The 25,126-nt window shown below is 71.6% G+C and carries 27 protein-coding genes and 1 pseudogene; 11 read left to right on the top strand and 17 right to left on the bottom strand.

What is annotated here, in order from left to right; genetic code table 11:
- Window positions 1–12 precede the first annotated feature (12 nt).
- The 6 genes from SY2F82_RS36945 to SY2F82_RS36970 form a co-directional block, all read right to left on the bottom strand.
- Window positions 13–873, bottom strand: a complete 861-nt coding sequence (locus tag SY2F82_RS36945) for an ABC transporter permease (protein ID WP_200423469.1) — start codon at window positions 871–873, stop codon at window positions 13–15.
- Complete coding sequence (locus SY2F82_RS36950) at window positions 833–1,687, bottom strand: ABC transporter ATP-binding protein (RefSeq protein WP_200423470.1); 855 nt, start codon at window positions 1,685–1,687, stop codon at window positions 833–835. Before SY2F82_RS36950 ends, SY2F82_RS36945 begins: the two co-directional genes overlap by 41 nt.
- Complete coding sequence (locus SY2F82_RS36955; protein ID WP_236042033.1) at window positions 1,684–2,139, bottom strand: MarR family winged helix-turn-helix transcriptional regulator; 456 nt, start codon at window positions 2,137–2,139, stop codon at window positions 1,684–1,686. The genes SY2F82_RS36950 and SY2F82_RS36955 overlap by 4 nt, the downstream gene beginning before the upstream one ends.
- 83 nt (window positions 2,140–2,222) lie before the next feature.
- Complete coding sequence (locus tag SY2F82_RS36960) at window positions 2,223–3,233, bottom strand: cation diffusion facilitator family transporter (protein ID WP_200423471.1); 1,011 nt, start codon at window positions 3,231–3,233, stop codon at window positions 2,223–2,225.
- A 127-nt stretch (window positions 3,234–3,360) separates the two neighbouring features.
- Window positions 3,361–3,504, bottom strand: coding sequence for a hypothetical protein (locus SY2F82_RS36965; RefSeq protein ID WP_200423472.1), 144 nt, complete (start codon window positions 3,502–3,504; stop codon window positions 3,361–3,363).
- 31 nt (window positions 3,505–3,535) lie between these two features.
- Window positions 3,536–4,207, bottom strand: coding sequence for a TetR/AcrR family transcriptional regulator (locus tag SY2F82_RS36970; protein WP_200423473.1), 672 nt, complete (start codon window positions 4,205–4,207; stop codon window positions 3,536–3,538).
- A 147-nt stretch (window positions 4,208–4,354) separates the two neighbouring features.
- Between SY2F82_RS36970 and SY2F82_RS36975 the strand changes: the two genes are divergently transcribed.
- From SY2F82_RS36975 to ppk2, 4 genes are all read left to right on the top strand, one after another.
- Window positions 4,355–4,912: an NAD(P)H-dependent oxidoreductase gene (locus SY2F82_RS36975; protein WP_200423474.1), complete on the top strand. Its 558-nt coding sequence runs from the start codon at window positions 4,355–4,357 to the stop codon at window positions 4,910–4,912.
- 195 nt (window positions 4,913–5,107) lie between these two features.
- Window positions 5,108–6,262 (top strand): inorganic phosphate transporter, encoded by a 1,155-nt coding sequence (locus tag SY2F82_RS36980; RefSeq protein WP_200423475.1) that lies wholly within the window; start codon window positions 5,108–5,110, stop codon window positions 6,260–6,262.
- A 20-nt stretch (window positions 6,263–6,282) separates the two neighbouring features.
- Window positions 6,283–6,516, top strand: a complete 234-nt coding sequence (locus SY2F82_RS36985; RefSeq protein ID WP_200423476.1) for a hypothetical protein — start codon at window positions 6,283–6,285, stop codon at window positions 6,514–6,516.
- Window positions 6,517–6,554: 38 nt separating this feature from the next.
- Complete coding sequence (ppk2, locus tag SY2F82_RS36990) at window positions 6,555–7,442, top strand: polyphosphate kinase 2 (RefSeq protein ID WP_200423477.1); 888 nt, start codon at window positions 6,555–6,557, stop codon at window positions 7,440–7,442.
- 9 nt (window positions 7,443–7,451) lie between these two features.
- Here the strand turns inward: ppk2 and SY2F82_RS36995 are convergent, their stop codons facing one another.
- On the bottom strand, window positions 7,452–7,841 hold the full coding sequence (locus SY2F82_RS36995) for a metalloregulator ArsR/SmtB family transcription factor (protein WP_200423478.1): 390 nt from the start codon (window positions 7,839–7,841) through the stop codon (window positions 7,452–7,454).
- Between the two features lie 122 nt (window positions 7,842–7,963).
- On the opposite strand from SY2F82_RS36995, the gene SY2F82_RS37000 reads away from it, so the two are divergent.
- A complete protein-coding gene (locus SY2F82_RS37000; RefSeq protein WP_374707243.1) occupies window positions 7,964–9,079 on the top strand; it encodes a cation diffusion facilitator family transporter in 1,116 nt (371 codons plus the stop codon).
- Window positions 9,080–9,151: 72 nt separating this feature from the next.
- Here the strand turns inward: SY2F82_RS37000 and SY2F82_RS37005 are convergent, their stop codons facing one another.
- A complete protein-coding gene (locus tag SY2F82_RS37005) occupies window positions 9,152–9,706 on the bottom strand; it encodes a YbaK/EbsC family protein (protein ID WP_200423479.1) in 555 nt (184 codons plus the stop codon).
- Window positions 9,707–9,748: 42 nt separating this feature from the next.
- On the bottom strand, window positions 9,749–10,321 hold the full coding sequence (locus SY2F82_RS37010; protein ID WP_200423480.1) for a helix-turn-helix domain-containing protein: 573 nt from the start codon (window positions 10,319–10,321) through the stop codon (window positions 9,749–9,751).
- Between the two features lie 94 nt (window positions 10,322–10,415).
- Between SY2F82_RS37010 and SY2F82_RS37015 the strand changes: the two genes are divergently transcribed.
- A complete protein-coding gene (locus SY2F82_RS37015) occupies window positions 10,416–11,273 on the top strand; it encodes a DMT family transporter (RefSeq protein WP_200423481.1) in 858 nt (285 codons plus the stop codon).
- A gap of 2 nt (window positions 11,274–11,275) precedes the next feature.
- On the opposite strand, the gene SY2F82_RS37020 is transcribed toward SY2F82_RS37015, so the two are convergent.
- Entirely contained in the window at window positions 11,276–12,040 is a 765-nt protein-coding gene (locus SY2F82_RS37020) for an acyltransferase (protein ID WP_200423482.1), read from the bottom strand.
- A gap of 106 nt (window positions 12,041–12,146) precedes the next feature.
- On the opposite strand from SY2F82_RS37020, the gene SY2F82_RS37025 reads away from it, so the two are divergent.
- Window positions 12,147–12,680 (top strand): gamma carbonic anhydrase family protein, encoded by a 534-nt coding sequence (locus SY2F82_RS37025; protein ID WP_200423483.1) that lies wholly within the window; start codon window positions 12,147–12,149, stop codon window positions 12,678–12,680.
- A 3-nt stretch (window positions 12,681–12,683) separates the two neighbouring features.
- Here the strand turns inward: SY2F82_RS37025 and SY2F82_RS37030 are convergent, their stop codons facing one another.
- Window positions 12,684–13,343, bottom strand: coding sequence for a DedA family protein (locus SY2F82_RS37030; RefSeq protein ID WP_200423484.1), 660 nt, complete (start codon window positions 13,341–13,343; stop codon window positions 12,684–12,686).
- A gap of 85 nt (window positions 13,344–13,428) precedes the next feature.
- Window positions 13,429–13,551, bottom strand: coding sequence for a hypothetical protein (locus SY2F82_RS39620; RefSeq protein WP_268980422.1), 123 nt, complete (start codon window positions 13,549–13,551; stop codon window positions 13,429–13,431).
- A 482-nt stretch (window positions 13,552–14,033) separates the two neighbouring features.
- Here SY2F82_RS39620 and SY2F82_RS37035 point away from each other — a divergent pair, with 482 nt between their 5' ends.
- The 4 genes from SY2F82_RS37035 (at window position 14,034) to SY2F82_RS37050 (ending at window position 19,335) form a co-directional block, all read left to right on the top strand.
- Window positions 14,034–14,435 carry a DUF485 domain-containing protein gene (locus tag SY2F82_RS37035; protein WP_200423485.1) on the top strand — a complete coding sequence of 134 codons (402 nt, stop codon included), beginning with the start codon at window positions 14,034–14,036 and terminating at the stop codon, window positions 14,433–14,435.
- The gene (locus SY2F82_RS37040; protein ID WP_200423486.1) at window positions 14,429–16,039 is read left to right on the top strand and encodes a cation acetate symporter; all 1,611 of its coding nucleotides are present in this window, start codon (window positions 14,429–14,431) and stop codon (window positions 16,037–16,039) included. Before SY2F82_RS37035 ends, SY2F82_RS37040 begins: the two co-directional genes overlap by 7 nt.
- Before the next feature lie 663 nt (window positions 16,040–16,702).
- Window positions 16,703–17,194: a hypothetical protein gene (locus SY2F82_RS37045; protein ID WP_200423487.1), complete on the top strand. Its 492-nt coding sequence runs from the start codon at window positions 16,703–16,705 to the stop codon at window positions 17,192–17,194.
- A 122-nt stretch (window positions 17,195–17,316) separates the two neighbouring features.
- Window positions 17,317–19,335: an NACHT domain-containing NTPase gene (locus tag SY2F82_RS37050; protein WP_200423488.1), complete on the top strand. Its 2,019-nt coding sequence runs from the start codon at window positions 17,317–17,319 to the stop codon at window positions 19,333–19,335.
- Window positions 19,336–19,352: 17 nt separating this feature from the next.
- Here the strand turns inward: SY2F82_RS37050 and SY2F82_RS37055 are convergent, their stop codons facing one another.
- From SY2F82_RS37055 to tuf, 5 genes and pseudogenes are all read right to left on the bottom strand, one after another.
- On the bottom strand, window positions 19,353–20,057 hold the full coding sequence (locus tag SY2F82_RS37055; protein WP_200423489.1) for a class I SAM-dependent methyltransferase: 705 nt from the start codon (window positions 20,055–20,057) through the stop codon (window positions 19,353–19,355).
- Between the two features lie 659 nt (window positions 20,058–20,716).
- Window positions 20,717–21,553: pseudogene (locus SY2F82_RS37065) on the bottom strand (alpha/beta fold hydrolase); the annotation flags it as partial.
- A 710-nt stretch (window positions 21,554–22,263) separates the two neighbouring features.
- Window positions 22,264–22,695, bottom strand: coding sequence for a DUF4442 domain-containing protein (locus tag SY2F82_RS37070; protein ID WP_374707244.1), 432 nt, complete (start codon window positions 22,693–22,695; stop codon window positions 22,264–22,266).
- A gap of 98 nt (window positions 22,696–22,793) precedes the next feature.
- Complete coding sequence (locus SY2F82_RS37075) at window positions 22,794–23,639, bottom strand: spermidine synthase (protein WP_200423491.1); 846 nt, start codon at window positions 23,637–23,639, stop codon at window positions 22,794–22,796.
- A gap of 60 nt (window positions 23,640–23,699) precedes the next feature.
- Window positions 23,700–24,869 (bottom strand): elongation factor Tu, encoded by a 1,170-nt coding sequence (tuf, locus tag SY2F82_RS37080; protein ID WP_200423492.1) that lies wholly within the window; start codon window positions 24,867–24,869, stop codon window positions 23,700–23,702.
- Between the last annotated feature and the right edge of the window lie 257 nt (window positions 24,870–25,126).

Genomic DNA, 25,126 nt, shown 5'->3' on the forward strand with positions numbered 1-25,126 from the left:
CCTCCCCCCGCGTCAGCGGGCCAGACGTCCCAGCAGCGACGAAGCCGAGGTGATGCCCACGGCCGCCGCCACCAGCAGCACCAGGAAGTCGGTGAGCAGGTGGGAGGGCGTGCCGAGGAGCAGGCCGCGCAGGGGGTCGACCTGGTAGCTCAGGGGGTTGACCTTGCTGATGGCCTGGAGCCAGCCGGGCATGACGTGCACCGGGTAGAGGGCGTTGGAGCCGAAGAACAGCGGCATCGTGATCGCCTGGCCGATGCCCATGAGGCGGTCCCGGGTCAGGACGATGCCCGCGATCGTCATGGACAGGCAGGAGAAGAAGGCCGAGCCGAGGACGACGGCCACCGCGACACCCAGCAGCCGCAGCGGGTTCCAGGTCAGCGCGACCCCGAGGAGCGCCGCGATCAGGACCACCACGACCGCCTGGACCAGTGCCTTCACTCCGGCGGCGAAGGCCTTTCCCGCGATCAGCGCGGCCCGCGGGGTCGGGGTGACCAGCAGCTTGGTGAGGATCCCGGAGTCCCGCTCCCAGATGATCATGATGCCGTAGAAGATCGCGATGAACATCGCGGACTGGGCGATGATCCCGGGCGCGAGATAGTCGAGGTAGGGGATGCCCCCGGTGGGGATCGCCCGGATCCTGGTGAACGTCTCCCCGAAGATCAGCAGCCACAGCGCCGGCTGGACCGCCCGGGTGTACAGCTCGGTGCGGTCGTGGCGCAGCTTCTGCAGCTCGACGGCGCACATGGCGCCGACCCGGGCGGGCAGCACCCTGAAGCCGGTACGGGCCCGCGGTGGGGCCACCAGCAGGTCGAGGTCCGCCGGGTGGGCGCGGTCAGCCGACGCGGGACGCGGTGCGGCGGGTGCTTCGGACATCGCGGAAGTCTCCTGACTGGTCGTCGAGTCCGCTGCCGGCGACGTCCCGGAAGACGTCCTCCAGCGTCGGCAGCGGGCCTTCGGTGCCGAGCCGCTGCGCGAGGCCGCTCCGCAGCTCCTCGGGGGTGCCGAGGGCGCGAACGCGGCCGCGATGCATCAGGGCGACGCGGTCGCAGTACTGGTCGGCCTCGTCCATGTAGTGGGTGGTGACGAGGACCGTCATGCCGGTGGCGGCGCGTACGGCGTTGATGTGCTCCCACACGTTGGTCCGGGCGATGGGGTCGAGGCCGATGGTGGGCTCGTCGAGGATCAGCAGCCGCGGCGCGCTGACCAGCGCCTGGGCGAGTTCCAACCGACGGACCATGCCGCCGGAGTACGTCTTCGCGAGCCGGTCGGCCGCGGCGGTGAGGTCGACGGCGGTCAGGGCCTGGTCCACTCGGCGGGCGCGCTCACTGCGGGAGACGTCGAAGACGCGGGCGAACAGGGCGACGTTCTCCCGGCCGGTGAGCCCGGCGTCCGCGGAGAGCTGCTGCGGTACGTAGCCCAGCAGGCGCCGTACGGCCATGCGTTCGCGCGTCGCGTCGTGGCCGAAGACGCGCACCATGCCGGCCGGGACCGGCAGGAGTGTGGTCATGCAGCGGATCGCGGTGGTCTTGCCCGCTCCGTTGGGGCCGAGCAGTCCGAAGACCTCGCCGTCGCGGACGGAGAGGTCGAGCCCGTCGACCGCGTTGGTCTCCCCGAAGGAGTAACGCAGTCCGGCACAGGTGACGGCGTCGACTGCCGGGGCCTTGCCGTCCGTCGCGTTCCGCGTCATGTCTCCTCGGCCTCCTCGTGCAGGTTCTCCGCCAGCTTGCGCAGGGCCGGGAGGGCCACCTCGAGCGCCTTGCGGTCCGCCTCGTCCAGGCGGGCCACCTGGCCGCGTACGAGTGCCGCGCGCCGCTCGCGCCAGTCGTGCAGCCGTGCCCTGGCCGCTTCGGTGGGCAGCAGGCGCGCGGCCCGCCGGTCGGCGGGGTCCGTCTCACGGATCAGATAGCCGTCGCGGACCAGGTGCTTGACGAGCGTGGAGACCGAGTTGCCCGCCAGGTAGAGCTCCTTGGCGGCGTCCGACACTCCGATGCCCGGCCGTTCCACCACCAGGCGCAGCAGTTCGACCTCGGCGCCGCGCAGCGGCGGCGCGGCCATCCCTCCGCGCACGCGTCGGCGGATCAGCCGCTGCACTCCGATCAGCGCGGCCACCAGGTCGTCGGCGAGCCTTTCCGGTTCCACACCGACGAGATTAGCTCTGCTTCAGAGGTATTCGGGGAAAGAGACGGTCAAGGACCATCAAGAACGGGTCGAGACGCTCGCCGTCAGTGGTGGTGGGGTTCCTCCCGGTGCACCGGGCCGTGCGGGGCGTCGCAGTGGGCGGCGTCGTCCGCGGTGCTCCGGTCGCCGGGCAGGGCCACCTGCAGGACCTGTTCGGGGGCGTGGTCGACCTGGAGGGTGGTGTGGGTGATGCGGTAGTCGTGGCGCAACACCTCCTCCAGGTCGCGGCGCACGGCGTGGCAGTCACCGCCGGGTTCGACCAGGACGTGCGCGGACAGCGCGGCCTGGCCGGAGGTGATCTGCCAGACGTGCAGGTCGTGCACCTCGACGACGTCCGGCCGGGCGACGAGCCGGTCGCCGAGCGCGTCCGGGTCGACATCGGCGGGCGCGGCCTCCAGGAAGATGCGGCCGGAGTCGCGCAGCAGCCCGTACGCGGCCTTCACCATCAGCGCGACGACCACCAGCGTGGCGATCGGGTCGGCGCGCTCGAAGCCGGTCAGGACGACGACGAGCGCGGCGATCGCGGTGCCGATGAAGGCGAACAGGTCGTTCAGCACATGCTGATAGGCGCCCTCGACGTTCAGCGAGGTGCGGTTGGCCTTCGAGATGCAGTAGGTCGCGGCCACGTTCACGACGATCCCGGTGAGCGCGGTGGCCAGCATGAGGCCGCCTTCCACCCGGGGCGGCGCGATCAGGCGCCGTACGGCCTCGTACGCCAGCCAGGCGCCCAGCAGGAACAGGGTCAGGCCGTTCGCCTGGGCGGAGAGGATCTCCGCGCGTTTGAGGCCGTAGGTGAAGCCGCCGCGGGCCGGGCGGGCGGCCAGCCGCATCACGATGAGGGCGAGCACGATGGACGCGGCGTCGGTGAGCATGTGGGCCGCGTCGGAGATCAGCGCCAGGGAGCCGGCGACGATGCCGACGGCCACCTCGGCCGCCATGAACACGGCGATCAGGCCGAGGGCGAGGCCCAGCCAGCGGCGGTCGGCGTCCGCCGACACACCGTGGGAGTGCCCGGAACGGTCCCCCGCTCCGTGCTCATGACCGTGCCCGCTCATGTGGTCCGCCTTCCCCCTCGCAATCGGTTGTCCCGACGGCAGTGAAACCCATGGCCCCGCCCCAGGGCAAAGGCTGCACCGGTGACCGTTGTCATGTCCGATAATACGCCGCTGACCTGCACAAACGTTACGGCGATGAGGGACGGGCGGTGCGCCGGCCGGAGAGGAGATCCAGGAGGAGGGTGCGTTCGTCGCCGGTGGCGGGGCCCCGCACGCGGGGATCACGGCCGGCGGGGACGAACAGCTCGGCTTTCCCGATCACGGTTGCCACGACCACCACCATGGGACGCGCGAGGTGCGGGTCACCCCCTACATCGGCCGGTACATCGGCTCGTGTACCGGTCCACCAGGTCGCACCAGCCGGCCTCGACCCGCTCCAGGGACATCCCGCGGCGGGTCAGCAGGTGGTCGACGAGCGCCGTCTCGAGATAGCCGAGCAAGGTGTGCGCGACGAGCTCGGTGTCGCCGTCCGCCCGCGCCTCGCGCAGCAGCATGCACACGTGGACCAGCCGGAGCTGGTACGGGGGAGTCGCGCGCCGGCGGTTCGCGTCCACGTGGGCGGCCAGGTACAGGTCGCGGTTGGTGTGCTCATGGCGAATGACGGCCGCACCGAACGCACGCAGCCGCTCCCGGGCGGGCGCGCCCGGACCGAGCGGCGGCGGTCCGGAGAGGAAGGCGGCCTGGAGCTTCTCCTCGTGGTGGCTGAGCAACTCCACCATCAGGCCCATGCGATCGCCGAACCGCCGGAAGACGGTGCCCTTGCCGACGCCCGCGCCGCAGGCGATGTCCTCCATGGTCACGTTCGCGATGCCGCGCTCCGCGGCCAGGCGGGCCGCGACCTCCAGCAGACGCGTGCGGTTGCGCGCGGCATCGGCACGCAACCGGGCGGTCTCGCCGGTGGGCATGAGGGCGAGGGCGGTCGGCGTGTCGATGTCGGCCGGGGGCGACAGAAGGGGCGGGAGCGGCTCGGTCATGACACCAGACTAGCGCCGAGGGAAGACAATCGGACCCTGGTCCGTTTATGGTGGCAGGAAGTGGACCGCGGTCCGGTTGGAGTGGTACAACATTCAACGGACTTCCCCGGTCCGCTTGTACTGATCGCACATCCCGGGAGTTTTGCCATGTCTGTACGTATCCTCGCCCTGGTCGGCAGCCTTCGTGCCGGTTCCCACAACCGTCAGCTCGCCGAGGCCGCCGTGAAGCACGCCCCCGCCGGCGTCGAGGTGGTGCTGCACGAGGGTCTGGGCCAGGTGCCCTTCTACAACGAGGACATCGACGTCGAGGGCACCGTCCCCGAGGCCGCGACCGCGCTGCGCAACGCCGCCGCCCAGGCCGACGCGCTGCTGCTCTTCTCGCCCGAGTACAACGGCACCATCCCCGCCGTCCTGAAGAACGCGATCGACTGGCTGTCCCGTCCGTACGGTGCCGGCGCCCTGACCGGCAAGCCGGTCGCCGTCGTGGGCACCGCCTTCGGCCAGTACGGCGGCGTGTGGGCGCAGGACGAGACCCGCAAGGCCGTGGGCATCGCCGGCGCCCACGTCGTCGAGGACGCCAAGCTGTCCATCCCCGGCTCCGTGACCCGCTTCGCCGAGACCCACCCGGCGGACGACACCGAGGTCGTCGAGGGCCTGACCAAGGTCATCGAGCAGCTCTCCCAGGCCCAGCCGGTCGCCGCCTGATCTCCCGCGTCCCGGGCCGCGCACCGCGCCGCACACGGTGATACGACCGTGGGCCAGGACCGAGTAGGTCCTGGCCCACAGTTGTGCGCGGGTGCGTCGCGAGCTGTGCGGCTTTGTTGGTTCGCCCATCAGACGCATGTTCGTGCTTTGCCTGGGCGTCGCCGGGCGTACGCCTTCGGTTGCTTGCATCGAGGAATGGACCACATCACGTTCCTTGTGGCCGTCGTCATCGTCACGGCGTTGGCCTTCGACTTCACGAACGGATTCCATGACACCGCCAACGCGATGGCCACCTCCATCGCCACCGGCGCCCTGCAACCACGAACAGCGGTCCTGATCAGCGGCGTCCTGAACGTCGTCGGCGCCTTCCTGTCCACCGAGGTCGCGAAGACGATCTCCGGCGGCATCGTGGACGACACCCTGGTGAGCCCGGGCATGATCTTCGCCGGGCTGGTGGGCGCGATCCTGTGGAACCTGCTGACCTGGCTGCTGGGACTGCCGTCGAGTTCCTCCCACGCGCTCTTCGGCGGCCTGGTCGGGGCCGTCTGGGTCGGTGCGGGCAGCCATGGCGTGCACTTCGACAAGGTTGTCGAGAAGGTGCTGATCCCCGCCGTCGCCTCGCCGATCGTGGCGGGTCTCGCCGCGCTGCTGGCCACCTACCTCGCCTACAAGATCACCGCCCGGGCCCGCAGGGATTCGGTGACCAGGGGTTTCCGTCTGGGCCAGATAGCGTCCGCCTCCCTGGTCTCCCTCGCCCACGGCACCAACGACGCCCAGAAGACCATGGGTGTGATCACCCTGACGCTGATCTCCGCCGGTGCCCTCGGCCATGACGCGGGCCCGCCGGTGTGGGTGATCACCTCGGCCGGACTGGCCATCGGCCTCGGCACCTACCTCGGCGGCTGGCGGATCATCCGCACGATGGGCAAGGGCCTGACGGACATCCAGTCCCCGCAGGGCTTCGCCGCCGAGGCCGCCTCCACCACCGTGATCCTGACCTCCGCCCACCTGGGCTTCGCGTTGTCCACCACGCAGGTCTGCTCCGGCGGCATCCTCGGCGCGGGCCTCGGCCGGCGGCTGGCGGAGGTGCGCTGGGGCGTTGCGGGCCGCATGGTGATGGCCTGGCTGATCACCCTCCCGGCCGCGGCCCTGGTCGGCGGGCTCTCCGCGAGCGTCGTGAAGCACGGCGGCAACGCCGGGGCCGCGGTGATCGCCCTGATCGCCGCCGCCGTCGCCACGGGCATCGTGGCCCTCTCCCGCCGCAACCCGGTGCGCGCCGACAACGTCAACGAGACCCACGAGGTCACCCTGCGCACCACCGCGCCCACGAGCGTCGGCACCGCCGCCTGAGCCACGAAGGAGTTCTGCCCATGCACCTCGACTGGAGCGCCCTCGGGCAGGTCACCGCGGTCAGCGTCGGAGTCACCGTCGCCGTGGTCGTCGTCTTCGCCCTCGGCGTCCTCGGCCTCGCCCAGGTCGAGTCGGCCTCCGAGAAGGACGGCGGCACGCACGCCCTCGGCCTCGCCCAGGCCTGGCTGTGCTTCCTGGCCTGCGCGGCCGTGGTGGCGTACGGGATCTATCTGATCGTGCCGCAGTTCCACTGATCCCGGGGCGCGCGGAGGAAGAGAAGAGGGAAGGACGGATGACACCTCTGGTCACGGACGGTCTGCGGGTCGACTACACCGACCACGACGACCCCGTGCTGATCCGGCCGGACGGCAGCCCGGTGGAGACCTGGCGGGAGAACTACCCGTACGGCCACCGGATGGAGCGCAAGGAGTACGAGTGGCACAAGCGGCTCCAGCAGATCGAACTGCTGAAGCTGCAGAACTGGATAAAGGAGACCGGACGTCGGCTCGTCATCGTGTTCGAAGGACGTGACGCGGCCGGCAAGGGCGGCACGATCAAGCGCTTCACCGAGCACCTGAACCCGCGCGGCGCCCGGGTGGTGGCCCTTGAGAAGCCGACCGAGCGCGAGCGCGGGCAGTGGTACTTCCAGCGGTACGTCCAGCACCTGCCGACGGCGGGCGAGATCGTGCTGTTCGACCGGTCCTGGTACAACCGGGCCGGGGTGGAGCGCGTGATGGGCTTCTGTACGGACGACGAGTACCGCCGCTTCATGCGGCAGGCCCCGCTGTTCGAGCGGATGCTCGTGGACGACGGCGTGGACCTGGTGAAGTTCTGGTTCTCGGTCTCCCAGAGCGAGCAGCGGACCCGCTTCACGATCCGTCAGGTCGACCCGGTGCGGCAGTGGAAGCTGAGCCCGATGGACCTGGCTTCACTGGACCGCTGGGACGAGTACACCGCGGCCAAGGTCGCCATGTTCCGCGAGACGGACACCGACCACGCACCGTGGACCGTGGTGAAGAGCAACGACAAGAAGCGGGCCCGGGTCGAGGCGATGCGGAGCGTGCTCGCCCGCTTCGACTACACCGACAAGGACCGGGAGGTCGTCGGCATCCCCGATCCCCGCATCGTGGGCGCGGCGGCGAACCTGCTGGAGGCCGGCGAGGACGACACCGGCCGCTGAACCGGCGTCTCAGTCGTGCGCCGGGCTGTCGGTGAGCCGGTGGTCGGCCAGGCTGAGGGCCTCGTCCACGACCCGGCGCAGATGGCCGTCGCGCAGTGAGTAGATCACGCGGCGGCCTTCCTTGCGCGTGTCGACCAGGCCGGCCAGGCGAAGCCGCGCCAGGTGCTGGCTGACGGCGGGCCGGGCCGCGCCGCACGCCTCGGTGAGCGTCGAGACGTCGGCCTCGCCGCCGCTCAGGGCGTGCAGCAGGGCGAGGCGGGTGCGGTCGCCCAGCAGCGCCAGCAGCTCGGCCGCCAGCGCGAACTGCTCCTCCCCCGGCGTGCGGGGATGGGCGCCGTCCGTGCCGTCCGTGCGCGGCTGCGCATCCTGCGCAGATGATAGGTGCATGCGTGCGCTCATACGCACATAATGGCTCCCTGGACGGGTACCCGTCCACTGCCGCACGGCGGAAGGGGCCTGGGATGGCGGACGAGCACGCGGGGCGTGAACAGGTGGGGCACGAGCACACGGGGCAGCGGGACATGGCGCACCAGCACGCGGGGGACGCACACGTGCGACATGGGCACGGCCGGGCGCATACGCACAGCCGCCACACCCCTCTCCACGACCACCCGCACCCGCACGCCCACGGGCACGACCACGAGCCTGCGCACGGCCCGTTCTCCCGCCTCCGCCACCTCCTCACCCCCCACTCCCACGAGACCGCCGACAAGCTCGATACGGCGCTGGAGTCCTCCGCGCGCGGACTGCGTGCGCTGTGGGCCTCGCTGGCCGTGCTCGGGGCCACGGCGCTGGCGCAGGCGGTGGTGGTCGTGCTGTCCGGTTCCGTGGCGCTGCTCGGCGACACCGTGCACAACGCGGCCGACGCGCTGACCGCCGTACCGCTCGGCATCGCGTTCGTCCTCGGGCGGCGTGCGGCCACACGCCGCTTCACCTACGGGTACGGCCGCGCGGAGGACCTCGCCGGGATCGTGGTCGTGCTGACGATCGCCGCCTCCGCCGCCTTCGCCGCCTGGACCGCGGTGGGGCGACTGCTGGACCCGCGCCCCTTGCAGCACGTCCCGGTCGTCGCCGTCGCGGCCGTCATCGGTTTCGCGGGCAACGAGTGGGTCGCCCGTCACCGCATCCGGGTGGGCCGCGCAATCGGTTCGGCCGCGCTGGTCGCGGACGGACTGCACGCGCGTACGGACGGGTTCACCTCGCTGGCGGTGCTGGTGGGCGCGGGTGGGGCGGCGCTCGGGTGGCAGCTCGCCGACCCGGTGGTGGGGCTGGCGATCACGGCCGCGATCGTGCTGGTACTGCGGGACGCGGCGCGCGAGGTCTTCCGTCGGGTGCTGGACGCCGTCGACCCGGCCCTGGTGGACCGGGCGGAGCGGGCCGTCGCGGAGGTGCCGGGTGTGCGTGCGGTGGGCGAGCTGCGGCTGCGCTGGATCGGGCACCGGCTGCGCGCCGAGGTGGCGGTCGTGGTCGACGGCGAGGTGAGCGTACGGCGGGCGCACGCCATCGCGGTCGAGGCCGAACACGCCCTGCTGCACGCGGTACCGAGGCTCACGGCCGCCCTGGTGCACGCGGATCCGGCGCCTGCACCGGGCGAGGCGGACCCGCACCTGGCACTGGCCCACCACGCCCGGAGTTGACCGCAGCGCCCCTCAGGGGTCCTTCACTGTGCGGGCGCTCATAGTGCAAGGACCCCGAAGACGCCGAGACCCTCAGACGCCCAGGCCCTCCAGCACCACCGCGTTTGGCAGTTCCGCGAACGCCTTGCCCGGCACCAGCAGCTTGCCGCGGCGCCGGCCGCTGCCCACCAGGACGTACGGCAGGTCGACGACCCTGGAGTCCACCAGCACCGGCCAGCCGTCCGGCAGGCCGATCGGGGTGATGCCGCCGTACTCCATCCCGGTCTCGCCCGTCGCCACGTCCATGGGCGCGAACGAGGCCTTCCGCGCGCCGAGTTGGCGACGGACCACGCCGTTGACGTCGACCCGGGTGGCCGACAGGACCACACAGGCGGCCAGCGTCGTGTCGCCGCCGCGCTTGCCCGCGACCACGACGCAGTTGGCGGACTGGTCGAGCAACTCCTTGCCGTAGTGCTCCAGGAAGGTCGCCGTGTCGGCCCAGTCGGGCTCGGTGTCGACGTACACGATCTGCTCGGCGGGCACGCTGCCGCTCCATTGGCGTACGGCGTCGGCGACGGGGCCGGTGAGTTCCTCGAGGCAGTCGGGGGCCGGGACGGCGTGGTCGAAGTCTCCGATGGGTGCGCGCATGACGGCACGCTAACAGCCGGGCACCCCCGGCCCGCCGGCGTCTCAGCGCACGGGCGGCACCGAGACCGCCATCACCATCTCCATCGGGACGTCGCCGTCGTTGGCGTAGGTGTGCGGGGTGCTCGCCTCGAAGGAGGCGCTGGCGCCGGTGGGGACCCGGTGCTCGACGCCGTCGACGGTGAGGGTCAGCTCGCCGGCGGTGACGTGGACGAGTTCGACCGTGCCGACGGGGTGCGGGTCCGAGGGGCTGCGGTCCCCGGGCATCAGCCGCCAGTCCCACATCTCCAGCGGACCGGGCGCCTCGGTGCCGGCGAGGAGGCGGTTGTAGCTGCCGGCGTCGGTGTGCCACAGGCGTACGGCCTGCTCGGCCGGGACGATGCGGACCTTGGGGCCCTGCTCGTAGTCGAGCAGCGTGGTGACGCTGACGCCGAGGGCGTCGCCGATCTTGACGACCGTGCCGATGCTCGGGTTGGTGCGGGCCTGCTCGATCTGGATGAGCATGCCGCGGCTGACTCCGGCGCGGGCGGCCAGCGCGTCCAGGGTGAAACCCCGCTCGGTACGCCACCGCTTGACGTTGCGCGCCAGGGACTGGGTCAGCAGGTCGAGGTCCGACACATTCCGTCCAATATTGTGTATGACAGAGTTGACTCGGTTGAACTAGGGTGGGGTGCACCCGATCGTTCACTGAACTGTACTGCGAGGCGGTCCGATGACAGCACTCTTCGCCCTGGCCACCAGCCTTCTGTGGGGCCTGGCCGACTTCGGCGGCGGACTGCTGACCCGGCGCATGCCTGCGCTGACCGTGGTCGTCGTCTCGCAGACGATCGCCGCGGCGGTGCTGGGGGCGATCGTGGTGGCCACGGGCGGCTGGAGCGAGGCGGGGCCACGGCTGTGGTTCGCGCTCGCCGCGGGCCTGATCGGCCCGGTCGCGTTGCTCTCCTTCTACCAGGCGCTCGCCCTCGGCCCGATGGGCGTGGTCTCCCCGCTGGCCACCCTGAGCGTGGCGGTCCCCGTCGGCGTCGGGCTGTTCCTGGGCGAACGGCCCGGGCTGGTGCAGGTGGCGGGCATCCTGGTCGCCGTCGCCGGCGTCGCGCTCGCGGGCGGCCCCCAGCTCAGGGGCGCCCCGGTGCAGCGGAAGGCGATCCTGCTGACACTCGTGGCCGCGCTCGGCTTCGGCACGGTGTTCGCGCTGATCGCGGAGGCGTCGACCACGGTCACCGGACTGTTCCTGGCGCTCTTCGTGCAGCGCGCCGCGAACGTCGCCGGAGGCGGAGCCGCCCTGTACGTCGCCCTGCGCAGGGGCGCCCCGGCGGTTCCTGCCGAGGGCCTCCCCTGGCGTTCCCTGCCCGCGCTCGCCTTCGTCGGTCTGGCCGACGTGGCGGCCAACGGCACCTACGCAATCGCCGCCCAGCACGGCCCGGTCACCGTGGCGGCGGTGCTCGCCTCGCTCTACCCCGTGGTCACCGCGCTCGCCGCGCGCGGCTTCCTCAGCGAACGGCTCCGCGCCGTGCAGGCGGCGGGCGCGGGCCTGGCCCTGGTGGGTACGGTGCTGCTCGCCACCGGCTGACTTCAGGATTCCGCCTCCAGCTCGGCGAGCCGGGCGACGTCCTCCTCGTCCAGTTCGGCCAACGCCAGCAGCTGGTCCGGCGTGACGCCGTCCGGGATCGGGACCGGGGCCGGGGTTCTGAGCGGCGGCTGCCAGCCGGCCTCGGGCGTCCAGCGCCGTACGACTCGTGCCGGGGCCCCCGCCACCACGGCGTGGTCCGGTACGACGCCCCGTACCACCGCTCCGGCCGCCACCACCACGTTCCGCCCGATCCGCGCCCCCGGCAGGATCACCGCGCCCGTGCCGATCCAGCAGCCCGGCCCGATCTCCACCGGCTCCATGCGGGGCCACTGCTTGCCGATCGGCTCATGGGGATCGTCGTAGGAGTGGTTGGTGGAGGTCACATAGACGTACGGCCCGAAGTAGCAGTCGCTGCCGATCGTGACCGTGGTGTCGGCGATGACATGGCTGCCCCGGCCGAGGACCACACCGTCGCCGATGCACAGGATCGGGTCCGGGCCGAGGTCCAGGTCGGGCATGAGCCCCGCGGTCAGCGTGACCTGCTCGCCGATGATGCAGTGGGCGCCGAGGTGGATCCAGGGCTCGCCGAAGACCGTGCCGAGCGGGAAGGCGAGTCTGGTAGCTGTTCCCATCGCGCCGAAGCGGAAGCGCCCGGGGCGCTCAGCGGTGACGGACCCTGTGCGCTGCATCCAGGCCCAGCCCGCGTGAACGGCGCGCTGCGCGAGGCCACGGCGCCATGATGAGAACGTGTTCCTGCTCCTGAGCACCCGCTTACCGTAATCGGCCGGGATCGGGGCCGGGCGTCCGGGCGCCTGTGATCTTCGCCCCACCGGTGGCGTACGGTGCCGGTGTACCGACCACGAGGAGACGACCATGACGCAGAGGGCGCTGATAACGGGGATCGGCGGAAGGGATCCCAAGGTGGATCAGGAGGCGTTCGTGTCTCCCACGTCGGTGGTGATCGGGGACGTGACGCTGCACGCGGGCGCGAGCGTCTGGTACGGCGCGGTACTGCGCGGCGACGTCGAGCGGATCGCCGTCGGTGCGAGCAGCAACGTCCAGGACAACTGCACGCTGCACGCCGATCCGGGCTTCCCGGTCACCGTCGGCGAACGGGTCTCCATCGGGCACAACGCGGTGGTCCACGGCGCGACCGTGGAGGACGACTGCCTGATCGGCATGGGCGCCACCGTCCTCAACGGCGCGGTCATCGGCGCGGGCTCCCTGGTCGCCGCCCAGGCCCTGGTCCCGCAGGGCATGCAGGTTCCCCCGGGCTCACTGGTGGCGGGCGTACCCGCGAAGGTCAAGCGGGAGCTGACGCCCGAGGAGCGGGAGGTCATCACACTGAACGGCACGATGTACGCGGACCTGGCGCGTGCGCACCGCGAGGTGCACGAGGAGAAGTGAGGCTCACTCGGAGGCCGGTACGGTCTCCGGTTCCGTCTCCTGCTCACCGGCCGCCGCTCTGTTCGCCTTGCCGGCCTTGCGCTTCACGATCAGCATCGAGGCGAGGCCGATCAGCGCCGCCGCCACCAGCCCGAGGTAGGAGAACTTCTTCAGCCAGGACTCGGCGACGACACCCACGTAGTAGATGACCGCGGTGGTGCCGCCCGCCCAGACGACGCCCCCCAGGAAGTTCGCGATCAGGAACTTCCAGTACGGCATCCGCAGCACCCCGGCGAGCGGCCCGGCGAAGATCCGCAGCAGGGCGACGAAACGGCCGAAGAAGACCGCCCACATGCCCCACTTCTCGAAGGACCGCTCGGCGGTCGCGACATGGCCCTCGCCGAAGTGCTTGGGGAACTTCTTCCCGAGCCAGGCCAGCAGCGGCCGTCCGCCCTTGCGGCCGATCGCGTAACCGATCGAGTCACCGACGACGGCGCCGACGCTCGCGCACGCCCCGAGGACCACCGGGTTGATGTCGCTGTGCTGGGAGGACAGCAGGGCCGCCGACACCAGGACGATCTCGCCGGGCAGCGGGATGCCCAGGCTCTCCAGACCGATGACCAGCGCCACCACGGCGTAGACGGCGGCCGCTGGGACCGTGTCGAGCCACTCCTGGACGTGCACCGCCGGTTCCTCCCCGATTCGCGTCCCTGCCTTCACGGCGCGCGCGGGCCCGGCCGGCACCGCACACGCCGTGAAGCCTACCGGCTCAGCCGGCCGTGCCGCCGTCCCTGGAATCGCACTGGTGGTCGTGTCCGACGGTGGCACTCAGGGTGTTCCCGCCCTGGGAGGCCGTCGTCAGGGAGAGGACGAGACCCGGTCGGCCGGGCACGGCGAATCTCCCCCGCGGCGCGCGGCACCCCGTCCCGGGCGAGCCCCGGTACGGAGAAGGCAAAGAGCCGCCCTTCGATCGTGTTCGCCCCCGTCCGCGACAAGAACCGGAGCGGCGCGCACCGGCGAGGGTGGGCGCCGCGGAGCCCGCCGGCCGTCCCGCGTGAGCCATTCGGCCCGCAGGGAATGCGGAAACGATGCTGTTCAAATATCCACGTCACGCAGGCGGTTGATAGTTCAATGGGCCCGCTGCAATACTCCGCATCCGGCCCCGTCACCACCCCGGACAGGGTCGCCCGGCCTTGCCGTGAATCCGAGGACGAGGGCGCCACAAACCCCCCACAAAGTCCGCACAAAAGCCCGGCTTCGGCACCCCCAGAAGTTCTCGGCGGGCCCTTCCTCCAGGGCCGACCCGTCCCTGGTTACGCAATCTGACCTGCTCAGAAGACGGCAGCGCGGCACACGCAGCGAAGAAGGTGCGTCATGAACGGTTATCCACCGCCACCCGCCGACTGGTCTCCCCCGGCAGCGGATTCCACGAGAGTTCCGTCCCTTTACGAGCATCCCGATTTCCAGTCGATTCGCGGAGCCTTCCGCGCCTTCGCTGCCGTCGCGGTGACGCTTGTCGTGGGCGGTTTCCTGCTCTACGTGTTGTTGTCGAGTTTCGCCCCGGGTGTGATGAACCAGCCTCTGGCCGGTCATCTCACCGTGGGCCTGGCGCTCGGCCTCGCCCAGTTCGCCGTGATGGCCCTCGCGGTGTGGCGCTACACCGTGCACATGAGCCGGCGCGTCGACCCGGCGGCGCGCCGACTGCGCAACGAGCTGGAGCGCGCCGACGCCCGTGGGACCAGCGAGCCGCAGGCCAGGGGGTTCGGCACATGGTGACGGTCTCCGCGAGCGTCGTGAACCGGTTCAGCCTGCAACTGACGTTCGTCCTCTTCCTGTCCGTCGTCGTGGTGACCCTGTTCACGGCGCTGCTGACGGCTCCTCAGCGCGACGAGATCAGCGAGTTCTACCTCGGCAACCGGAACATGTCGCCGCTGCGCAACGGCCTGGCGATGTGCGGCGACTACCTGTCGGCGGCGACCCTCCTCGGCAGTACGGGCCTGGTCGCGCTCACCGGTTACGACGGACTGCTGTACCTGGGCGGGACCACGGTCGCCTGGGTGGCGGTGCTGCTGGTCGTCGCCGAACCCCTGCACAACTCCGGGAGGTTCACCCTCGGCGACACCCTGGCGCTGCGCCTGCCCCGTCTCCAGCGGCCGGTGCGCCTGGCCCTCGCCGTCTGCACCCTGGTCATCACCACGCTCTACCTGGTGGCCCAACTCATCGGCAGCGTGGCCCTGCTGACCCAGTTCGTGGGTGAGCCGAGCCGGGCCGTCCGCACTCTGTGCGTGATCGCCATCGGCACCATCGTCATCGTCTACGCCGCGCTCGGCGGCATGCCCGGTGCGACCTTCATCCAGGTCGTCAAGGCCGTGATGCTGGTGTCCGGCGTGGCGATCATGGCGGTCCTGGTACTGACCCGCTTCCACTGGAACGTCAACGCGCTGCTGTCGGCCGCCGCCCGGGGCAGCGGCCTCGGGCAGCGCTTCCTGGAGTCCGGGCTGCGCTACGGCGCCGGGACCACCAGCAAGCTCGACTTCTTCAGTCTGGAGCTGGCCATCGTCCTGGGCCTCGCCGCGCTCCCCCACGTGGTGATGCGCCTGCTCGCTCCCCGCACCAACCGTGTGCTGCGCACGTCGGTCGTCTGGGCCATGGGGCTCGTCGGCTTCGTCTGCCTCGCCGCCGGCATCCTCGGACTGGGCGCGACGGCGATCCTGGGGCGGGAGTACATCGCGAAGATCGACCCCAGGGGCGACGCGACCGTCCTGCTGCTCGCCCAGTCCCTCGGCGGCGGCCTGCTCACCGCGCTGATCTCCTGTCTGGCCTTCGTGACCCTGCTCGCGGTCGCGGCCGGACTCACTTTGGCCGCCGCCTCCTCGCTCGCCCACGACCTCTATGGCGAGGTCATCCGCAAGGGGCAGGCGACCCAGACCGAGGAGCTGGGCGTGGCGCGGATGGCGGCGGCCGTCATCGGTGTCCTCGGCATGCTGCTGGCCCTGCTGCCGTGGGAGATCAGCACGGCCAGTCTGGCCTTCCTCGCCTTCGCCATCGCAGCGTCGGCGATCTTGCCGGCCCTGGTCTACAGCCTGTTCTGGCGCCGCTTCTCCGCGCACGGGGCGCTGCTCAGCCTGTACGGCGGCCTGGCCTGCTCGGTGCTGCTGGTGGTGTTCTCGCCGGTGCTGTCCGGCTCCCCCACGTCGGTGTATCCACATATCGACTTCGCCTGGTTCCCGCTGCAGAACCCGGGCATCGTCTCGATCCCGGCGGGATTCCTGCTGGGGTGGCTGGGGAGCGTGCGGCGACCGCAGCAGGAGCCGTCGGAGTACGAGGAGTTCGAGATCCGCACGCTGGTGGGCACGGCGCCCCGCGCGGCCCGGGACTGACCACTCCCTCCACCGTCCCGGCACCGCCCGCCGCGGAAAGGCCCCGGCCAGGGCGAACGCGCCCGGCCGGGGCCTTCGCCGCACGGCGGCCTGTGGTCGAGGCCACCGGCCCGGTCATGGGACGACCATCGGGGCGGCCCTTGGCGTGCGCGACGCCGTGTCCGCCCGCGGCGAGCATGGCGACCAGCCCGAGTCGGCCGCCAGGGAGCGGCCGTGGCCCGGCTCGGCGGCACCTCCACCGTGCCCATGGCCCCGCCCCGGCGTGGCGCATGTCGTGGTGGACGAAGGAGTAGTGGCCTGCCGCCGGGAACGTGGTCTCGACGAAGCCGCCCTGGGCCACGGCGAGGTCCAGCACCTGCGAGCCGCCCGACATCCGGATCGGCCGACAGTCGGCATCCGGCATCGGGCGGAGCCGTCGCGGCGGCCGATGAGCCCATCGACACCGGCCGGGGGTCCCTGGTTCCGGCCATCACGACAGGGCCGGACAGGCGTGATGCCCGGCCACAGCGCTCCCGACCTGGCCACCGCGACCGGCCGTATCCGTCAGAACGGAACAGGCCAAGACAAGATCGGCCCTGATTCGGGCAAGACGGCAGCTTCTTCCCGGCGATCGCCCATGATGTGTCACTCGACAGGCGCTCGGAGTGACGGGATGTGAGCGGTGTGGTGATCGAAGCCGGTGTGGTCACGGGATACGTGATCGCGTGGGCGGTGCGCAAGGCGCGTCGAGCGGCGGGGCGGCTGGACGGCGAAGTCGACGCGGCGATCGATGCCGGGTTGGACAAGCTGCATGAGGTGGTGGCAGGCAAGCTGGCAGGTCACCCGGTGCTGAACGAACTCGAAGAGGAGGCCGCAGCCACGGCCGTCGGTGACAGCCACATCAGTGAGCTGACCCGTCAGCAGGTGGAACTGGCCGTCACTGCCGCGGCCGGCAAGGACGATGCCTTCGCGCGGGCGGTGACCGAGCTCGTGGACGCTGTGAGGGCCGGCGAGCAGGCCGGCGGCCAGAGTGTGCTCGGCCACGGCGGTGTGAACGTCGCCGGTGACGTCGACATCCGCGCCGACCACGGTTCCGCGGCGGCGTGGAACATCGGGACGGTGACGTTCGGTCGGACTCCGGCGGACCCTCAGGGGCCGGGTCGTTCGCGCGACTGAACGCTCCCGGCTTTCTTTCCCGACGTCGCTCTCCGTCCCGCGGTCACGCTTCGGCAGACGCTCGAGCACAGGGTGCCGGGGTCATCGCCTCGGGGACCGTCGCAGCCGGAACCATCGGGACCGTGAACCTGTTGTTCAGGCGCCGACGAGAGGATCTGGACACGGCTGCCCACCATCTCGCGACCGAATCCGGGCGCTTCTGGGGCGCTGAGAAAGGGGTGTACGACCTGGACGACAAGCCGTCCATCCCGGTCCAGTGGATCTGGGACCGTCGCTTCTCCCGCCCGCGCGACGAGGTCCTCCCGGAGTCGGACAGCGACAGCGGTGTCGTCGACGACCTCTACACACAGGTCTACAGCCGGCTTCCCGGCCCCGCCCGCCTAGTTCTGCTGGGGCATGCGGGCACCGGCAAGTCGGCCGCCATGCTGCTCCTGCTGCTGGCCGCCCTCGACGACCGCGAGGAGAACCCGGACGTCAGGGTTCCCGTCTGGATCACGCTCAGCAGCTGGAACCCGCACGAGCGCCGGCTGCGTGAGCTGGCGGTCGAGGCGATGGAATGGCTGGTGCCTCATCTGCGCAAGGACTCCGTCTACGGCCCGGCAGCCGCGGCACGGCTGTTCGACGAGGGCCGGGTGGCACTGTTCCTCGACGGGCTCGACGAGATGCCCAAGGAGCTGCGCAAGGCGGCGATGACAGCCGTGGCCACCGAGGCCGGTGCCCTGCCGGTCGTGATCACCTGCCGGTCGGGCGAATACGTCAGGCCCACGGCACCCGGCCGCAAGATCGCCGCTCCGGTGGTGCTCCAGCTGCGCCCGCTGCAGGCAGACGCCGTCGCCCACTACCTGACGAAGAGCAACGCGGGCGCTGATCTGCCCGTCTGGCAGAACCTGGCCGACCACATCGTCGCCCACCCCGGCGGGCCGATGGCTCGCGCCCTGCAGACCCCGCTCTACGTGTCCTTGATGCACGCCGCCTATCCCGAGCCGGGCCCTGAGCACGACCCGGCCGAACTCCTGACGCTGGGCGACCACGACAAGATCCAGGAGACGGTCGTCGACCAGTTCCTCGACCGGGTGTACCCCGACGCACCCGGAATTCCGGGCCCTTCGGACGAGCGCCGCCGCGACACTCTTCGCGGTTCCCGGCGCGGCCGGTGGTGGGCCCGCGCGACGAGAAGGATCAGCGCCTGGAACCTGGCACGGCGCAGGCGCCGAGGGCTGCGCTTCCTCGAATGGACCGCGTTCCACCTGGGTGAAGGCACCGACCTGCGGTGGTGGCAGATACCGAACTGGGCGTCCCCGGACCGGCTCGCCGGGATGTGCATGGTCCCTGCCGCGCTGTCCACCACGGTGCTGTGCCTGCTCGGGGCACTCGTCACGGGCGAGCGGTCCACGGTCCTGCTCGTCGGCATCGCGCTGGCCGCCTGCGGGTTCGGTGGCGTCTTCGGCGTCCTGGCGTTCAACCAACTGCATCGCGCAGGAGGCCGACCACTGGGCATGCGGCTCCGCAAGCCCACAGCCGCCGAGGCTCGATACGTCCTGGGCAAGGGGCTTACGCCGGCCGCGCCGTTCTTCTACGGCGCCTACCTCGCAAAAGGAGTCCTCGCGGGGCTGGGTGCGAGCCTGGGCATCTTCTTCTTCGGGGTCTTCGGCGGAGACCTGACCCCACACGGTGAGGGCGGCCTGCTCGCCCTGTGGTCACAGCCGCTGACCGACGACACACGCATCAACGTGCCCCGGAGCTACCGCGGCGACTGGTTGCGTACCGTTTACGTCGTCCTCACCGCCACCATCGCCACCGGGCTGGTGACCGCCTTCGCCGGAGCCGTCGAGGGCGGCCCGTCCACGGGGTTGCGCTACGGCTGTGCCATCGGCGCGGCCATGGGCTGGTTGCTCGGTCTCGGGCCTGCGGTCGTCCTACGGCTCACACCGGTCGTGGTGAGCCGGAGCCACGGCCTGGGGTACGGCTCGTTCACCCGTCACCTGCGCACGGCACACCGGCTGAAGGTGATCCGGCAGGCGGGCGTCGTGTACCAGTTCCGCCACACCGCCCTGCAGGCCCGTCTGCGGAGCCGGTACGAGGCCGTCACCTCGAACAGCCGCGGCTTGGAGCGGCCGGCACCGGCGGAGCGGTGCGACTGACCGCATGCCCGGGTCACCTAGACGATCGGGTCGCTCGGGCGGTCTTGTGCCTGTGCGAGCCGACGTACGAGGAGATAGGTCCGCTGGCTGGGGTGCTCGTGTCCGGGGTGTGGGGCTCGGTCGAGTCGTGCGGTGAGGGTGAGGCCCGCTTGGGCCAGGGCCGCCGTTTCGGCGACCGGGTCGAGGAAGCGGAAGGTGAGGTCGACGGGGCGGTCCCACCATTCGGTGAGGTGTGTTGCCTGTCCGGGGCGGGTGTCGCCGTCGCTGGTGTGGAAGGCGAGGAGGGCATGGCCGTCAGGGCGCAGCACGCGGGCGAATTCCCTGTAGGCGGCGGCTCGTCGGGTCTGGTTCAGGTGGATCACGGCGTACCAGCACAGGATGCCGCTCACCGTCCGCGAGCGGATCGGCAGCGCGGTCATGTCCGCAGCGGCGAACGGCAGGGAGGTGGTGTGGTGCGCGATGGTGCACATGGCAGGCGACAGGTCGACGCCGAAGGTACGGGCCCCGCGGCGGGCCAGGTGGGCTGTTGCGTGGCCCGGGCCGCAGCCGATGTCCACGATCGGTCCGTCGGCGGCCAGTTCGGCGAAGGCGTCCAGCAGGGCGCGGTCGAGGGGCTTGCCCTGGAGTTCGTCGCCGATCTCGGCGGCGTAGCGTTCGGCCACCGTGTCGTAGCTGCGGCGTGTCACGGCGGACGCCGCGGTGTGCGGGCGAGGCGCTGTCATGCCTGGCTCCGTTCGGGTCGGATGATCGCTTCGGCACCGATCGGAGTGAACCCGGCGGCGAGGAAGGAGCGCAGGGAGCGGGCGTTGCCCGGGGCGACGGCAGCGTGGACGAGCTCCCCTTCCGGGACCAGGGTGAGGGCGTCGGCGAGCAGCGCCCGGCCGTGTCCGCGACCGCCGTCCGCGGGTTGATGCAGTTCGATGCCGAGTTCCGTGCGCCCGGCGAGTCCTGCCGCCAGAGTGACCAAGCCTCGCTCGTCCCCGAATACCCGTACGCCGGAGCGCAGTTGCCGGGCGTGCCGCACCCTGGGGTGGTCGTCGGCGTCCGTGATCGGCCGCAGGCGCGGTGGGCCGCCGGTGCCGCGGTGGACGAGGGTGGCGTCGACGCTGCCGATGCGGCCCGTGGGGCCGGCGAGGGCGCGCAGGAAGTCCGGGGACAGGGAGCCGCCGAAGCCGTCGGGCCGGTGCGCGTGGACCTGTGCGCCGGGCAGCGCGGTGGCGACGACGGCGTGGCCGGTGAAGGCGACCGAGCACTCCAGTCCCCCGGGCAACGCGGGCAGCACCGTGACCGCCCCGTCGGCGGGCGGGAAGCGTCCGTCGGCGGCGTCGCGAAGGTACGCCAGCAGCGGGTGCGCGGGCGCGAGTGCGGTTCGGTGGGCATCGAGGAAGGCCAGCAGCGCGGCGTTGAACCGCTCCGGTTGCTCCAGGTTCGGCAGGTGGGCGGCGTCGTCGATGACGTCGAGCGACGAGCCGGTGACGAGCCCGTGGATGAGCCGGGCCTCTTCCACCGGCGTGTAGGTGTCGTCGGCGCCCACCATCACGAGGGTCGGTACCCGCACCGCCTCCAACGTAGGGCGGTAGTCCGGCCGTTCGGCCCGCCCGCGCAGGGCCGCCGCGGCCCCGGCCGGGTCGGTGCCGCGCATCATGCCCAGTACGTGCCCGGCGACCTCGGGCAGGCCGGTCACGTGGTGCGGCGCGATCATCCTGTCGATCACCTGGGTCGCGTAGCCGTCCATGCCCTCGGCCGGCAGGCGGTCGGCGAGCGCGTTGCGGAACGCCCTGCCTTCCTCGGTCTCGGCGGCCGGTGAGGTGTCGGCCAGCACCAGCGCGGCCACCCGCCCGGGGTGACTGCGCTGCATCTCCATGGCGATCTGGCCGCCCATCGACAGCCCCGCCACCACGGCCCGCTCCACCCCGAGCCGGTCGAGCAGCTCCGCGAGATCCCGCGCGAAGTCCGACAGCAGCGTCTTCCCCGGTACGACCGTGCTCTCCCCGTAGCCGCGCAGGTCGGGGACGATCACCCGGTACCCCGCGTCGACGAGCGCCTCAACCTGGGGACGCCACATGCTGCGGTTGAAGGGGTGCCCGTGGATCAACAGGACCGGCACCCCTGCGGGGGAACCGAGATCGTCACAGGAGAGGGTGACACCGGGCGCGACGAGGACCCCGCACGCTCTGGTCCCGCTCGCCGATGCCGGCGCTGCGCTGGTGGAGTTCATGTCAGTCGCCCCCTTCTGGGTGGGAGTACGCCGGGCGCGTACCGCCTCGTCGCCGGTGCTGAGGACACCGGCCCGACAACGGCGTCGTGCGTGGGTCCCCGGCGGTCTCGATGGCCGCGGCGCATGCGGTCGACGAGCTGCAGCATCAGGGTACGGACCAGCTCGTGTGACGGATCGGCGGTCTCGTGCCGGCCGGCTCGGCCGGATCCGGGGTCGTGCGTGATGTGAAGAAGCAGGATGGCTTGAACATCCGGCTGGCAGGCGGCGGCAAGCCGGCCGCCGCGCTCCGCGACGAGAAACAGGATCCGCATGGCGCAGGCCGCGCTCCGGGACGGCGTGCACCTGAACCGTGGCGGTCTCCGGGCCTGGACGCGGCTTGCACAGCGTCGGTCCTTCGCCCGGGTGGTGCGGTCAGCCGGACAGCACGCACTTCGGCCGATCGGCGAACTCTTGATCACTCCGGTCGGGCTTGCTGTGCCAACGGGGCACGACGATTCGTCTGCGTGCCGAACCGGAGGAGTGGTTGCCGGGGGTCGCGCCTGTACCCGGCTTGGGCACCCCGAGCGCCACCGGGCGACCGGACAGGGCCGGCAGACGGCGTCAGGTCGCCGGCGTTCGTGCAGACGTCTCGGCCCTGCCCTTGAAGACGGCCGGGCCCGAACTCGGCCCGCCCCGACGGCAGCGCGGCGCCGAGATGGCTCGACTCCGGCTCACCCGTTCAGCCGCAAGGTCCACACCACCGTCATCTCGCCCGTGACGGCCCCGTCCTCGCGCTGAATGGCGATGCTCACAGGGAATTCCGGCCGCGCACCCGCGTCGAGTTCCGCAATGACCTCGGCAGCCGGGCGGCCCAGGGTCGCCGTGGCCGTCACCGGTCCCATGGCGAGCTTCTTGTAGTCGATTTCGGCCCGCACCGCGAGCGGTACCGCGCGAGAGAGCTGGTCGCCGAAGGCTGTCAGAACGATGGCACCGCTGGCGGATTCGGCCAACGTGAACATGGCGCCGGCGTGGGGACCGCCGAGGTGATTGTGGTATTCCGGCTGGTCCGGGAGCTGGAGCACGGCACGCTCCGGGGTCACCTCGATGAACTCGAGGTTCAGGGTGCGCACCATAGGGACCGCGGCGGCAAGCATCTCGCCCATCGAGGCGCTGTCAACTGTCACAGACGACATGTTACCGACGAGTAGAAGTTCTGGCCACCCCGCTCCGCGGATGCCGCAGCGCCGGACACGGCACCCCCTCAGCCGATGCTGAAGGCGCCGTCGGGAGGTTCGGGCGACGGGACGGCGTTCTCGTCGTGCACCGGCTCGGCACCGCCCATGAAGTCCCGTAGCGCCGCGCCGTGTTCCACGCGGGCCGGGAACGCGTCCGCGGCGCACCGGCGGGCGAGCGGGGCCGTGTCCAGCGGCCGGTGCCCGGCGACGAGTACGGCGTTGCCGAAGCGGCGGCCGCGCAGCACGGCCGGCTCGGCGATCAGCACCAGCTCCTGGAACACCGTGGCGAATGTGGCGAGTTGGGAGCGCAGGAAGGCGAAGGGCGCGGCGTCGGCGAGGTTCGCCAGATAGACGCCGTCCGGGCGCAGCACCCGCTCGGCGGCACGCGCGTACGCCACCGTCGTCAGGTGGGCGGGGACGCGGGAGCCGCCGAAGACGTCCGCGATCACGATGTCGGTCGAGGACGGCGGGGCGGCCTCGAGCCAGGCGCGGGCGTCAGCCGGGTGCAGTGCGATGCCGGAGCCCGCGGGCAGCGGCAGGTGCTCCACGACGAGGTCCAGCAGGCCCCGGTCGGCCTCGACCACGTCCTGCCGTGAGCCGGGTCTGGTCGCGGCGACATAGCGCGGGAGGGTGAGCGCGCCCCCGCCGAGGTGCACCACGTCCAGCGCCCGCCCCGGCTCCGCGGCCGTGTCCAGCACATGGCCGAGCCGTCGCGCGTACTCGAACTCCAGATGTGTCGGGGCGTCCAGATCGACGTACGACTGCGGCGCCCCGTCGACCGTGAGGAGCCAGGCCCGCTCACGGTCGACGTCGGGCATCAGCTTGGCGGTGCCGTGGTCGGTGGTACGGGTGACGGGTACGGGCTCGCTCACGGCTCCATTGTGCGGGTGCGGGAAGACCGCGGCCTCCCCGCACCCGCTCGGACGGCACCGTCAGACCACCGACGTCACCGTGCCGGCGCCGACCGTCCGGCCGCCCTCACGGATCGCGAACCCCAGCCCCGGCTCCAGCGGGACCTCACGGCCCAGCTCGACCGTCATCGTGACCGTGTCGCCGGGGCGGGCGACCGCCGTCTCCCCGAGGTCGACGTCCCCGACGACATCCGCCGTACGGATGTAGAACTGCGGACGGTAACCGGTCGACACCGCCGTCGTACGCCCGCCCTCACGGGCCGACAGCACGTACACCCGCGCCGTGAAGCGCCGGCTCGGCACCACACTGCCGGGCGCCGCGACGACGTGCCCGCGGCGGACCGCGTCGCGCGGCACCCCGCGCAGCAGCAGCGCCACGTTGTCCCCCGCCTGCGCCTCCTCCATCGGCTTGCCGAAGGTCTCCAGACCGGTGACCACCGTCTCCACTTCCGCGCCGAGCACCTCGACCCGGTCGCCCACCCGGATTCTGCCGCGCTCGACCGCGCCGGTGACGACCGTGCCGCGGCCGGTGATGGTGAGCACGTTCTCCACCGGCAGGAGGAACGGCGCGTCCACGTACCGCTCGGGCATGGGCACATACGTGTCCACCGCGTCGAGCAGCGCGTCGATCGCCGCGGTCCAACGCGGGTCGCCCTCCAGGGCCTTGAGCCCCGAGACGCGTACGACCGGTACGGAGTCCCCCGGATACCCCTGCGCGGTGAGCAGGTCGCGGACCTCCAGCTCCACCAGGTCCGCCAGCTCCTCGTCGGCTCCGTCCGCCTTGTTCAGGGCCACCACGATGTGGTCCACGCCCACCTGCCGGGCGAGCAGCACGTGTTCGGCGGTCTGCGGCATGATTCCGTCGAGCGCGGAGACGACGAGGATCGCCCCGTCGAGCTGCGCGGCCCCGGTGACCATGTTCTTGACGTAGTCGGCGTGGCCCGGCATGTCCACGTGCGCGTAGTGCCGGGTGTCCGTCTCGTACTCGACGTGCGCGATGTTGATGGTGATGCCGCGCGCCGCCTCCTCCGGGGCCCGGTCGATCCGGTCGAACGGCACGAAGGTGCCGCTGCCGCGCTCGGCGAGGACCTTGGTGATGGCGGCGGTCAGGGTGGTCTTGCCGTGGTCGACATGGCCCATCGTGCCGATGTTCAGGTGCGGTTTGGTGCGCACGTATGCCGTCTTGGGCATGGCTGTACCTCGTAGCCTCTTCGGTGGTGCTCAGTGACGGCCCCGGCGTCGGGAAAGGCGGCCGGGACGGGGACCCCAAGGTCTTGCCGACCCTCCCCCTGCGGGGTCCGCCGGACGATCCGGGAAGGGTCAGCTTCGGGCGCCGTCGACTGCGGCCACGAGGAGCGGGACGGCAGCCTTCGGAGCATCCGCGACGGCGGATGCTGCGAGGACGAAGGCGTACCGGAACATGCCGTAGAGCATCGCCGACTCGTCCG

This window comes from Streptomyces sp. Y2F8-2, assembly GCF_014905555.1.
In the GTDB taxonomy this organism is placed as follows: domain Bacteria; phylum Actinomycetota; class Actinomycetes; order Streptomycetales; family Streptomycetaceae; genus Streptomyces; species Streptomyces cynarae.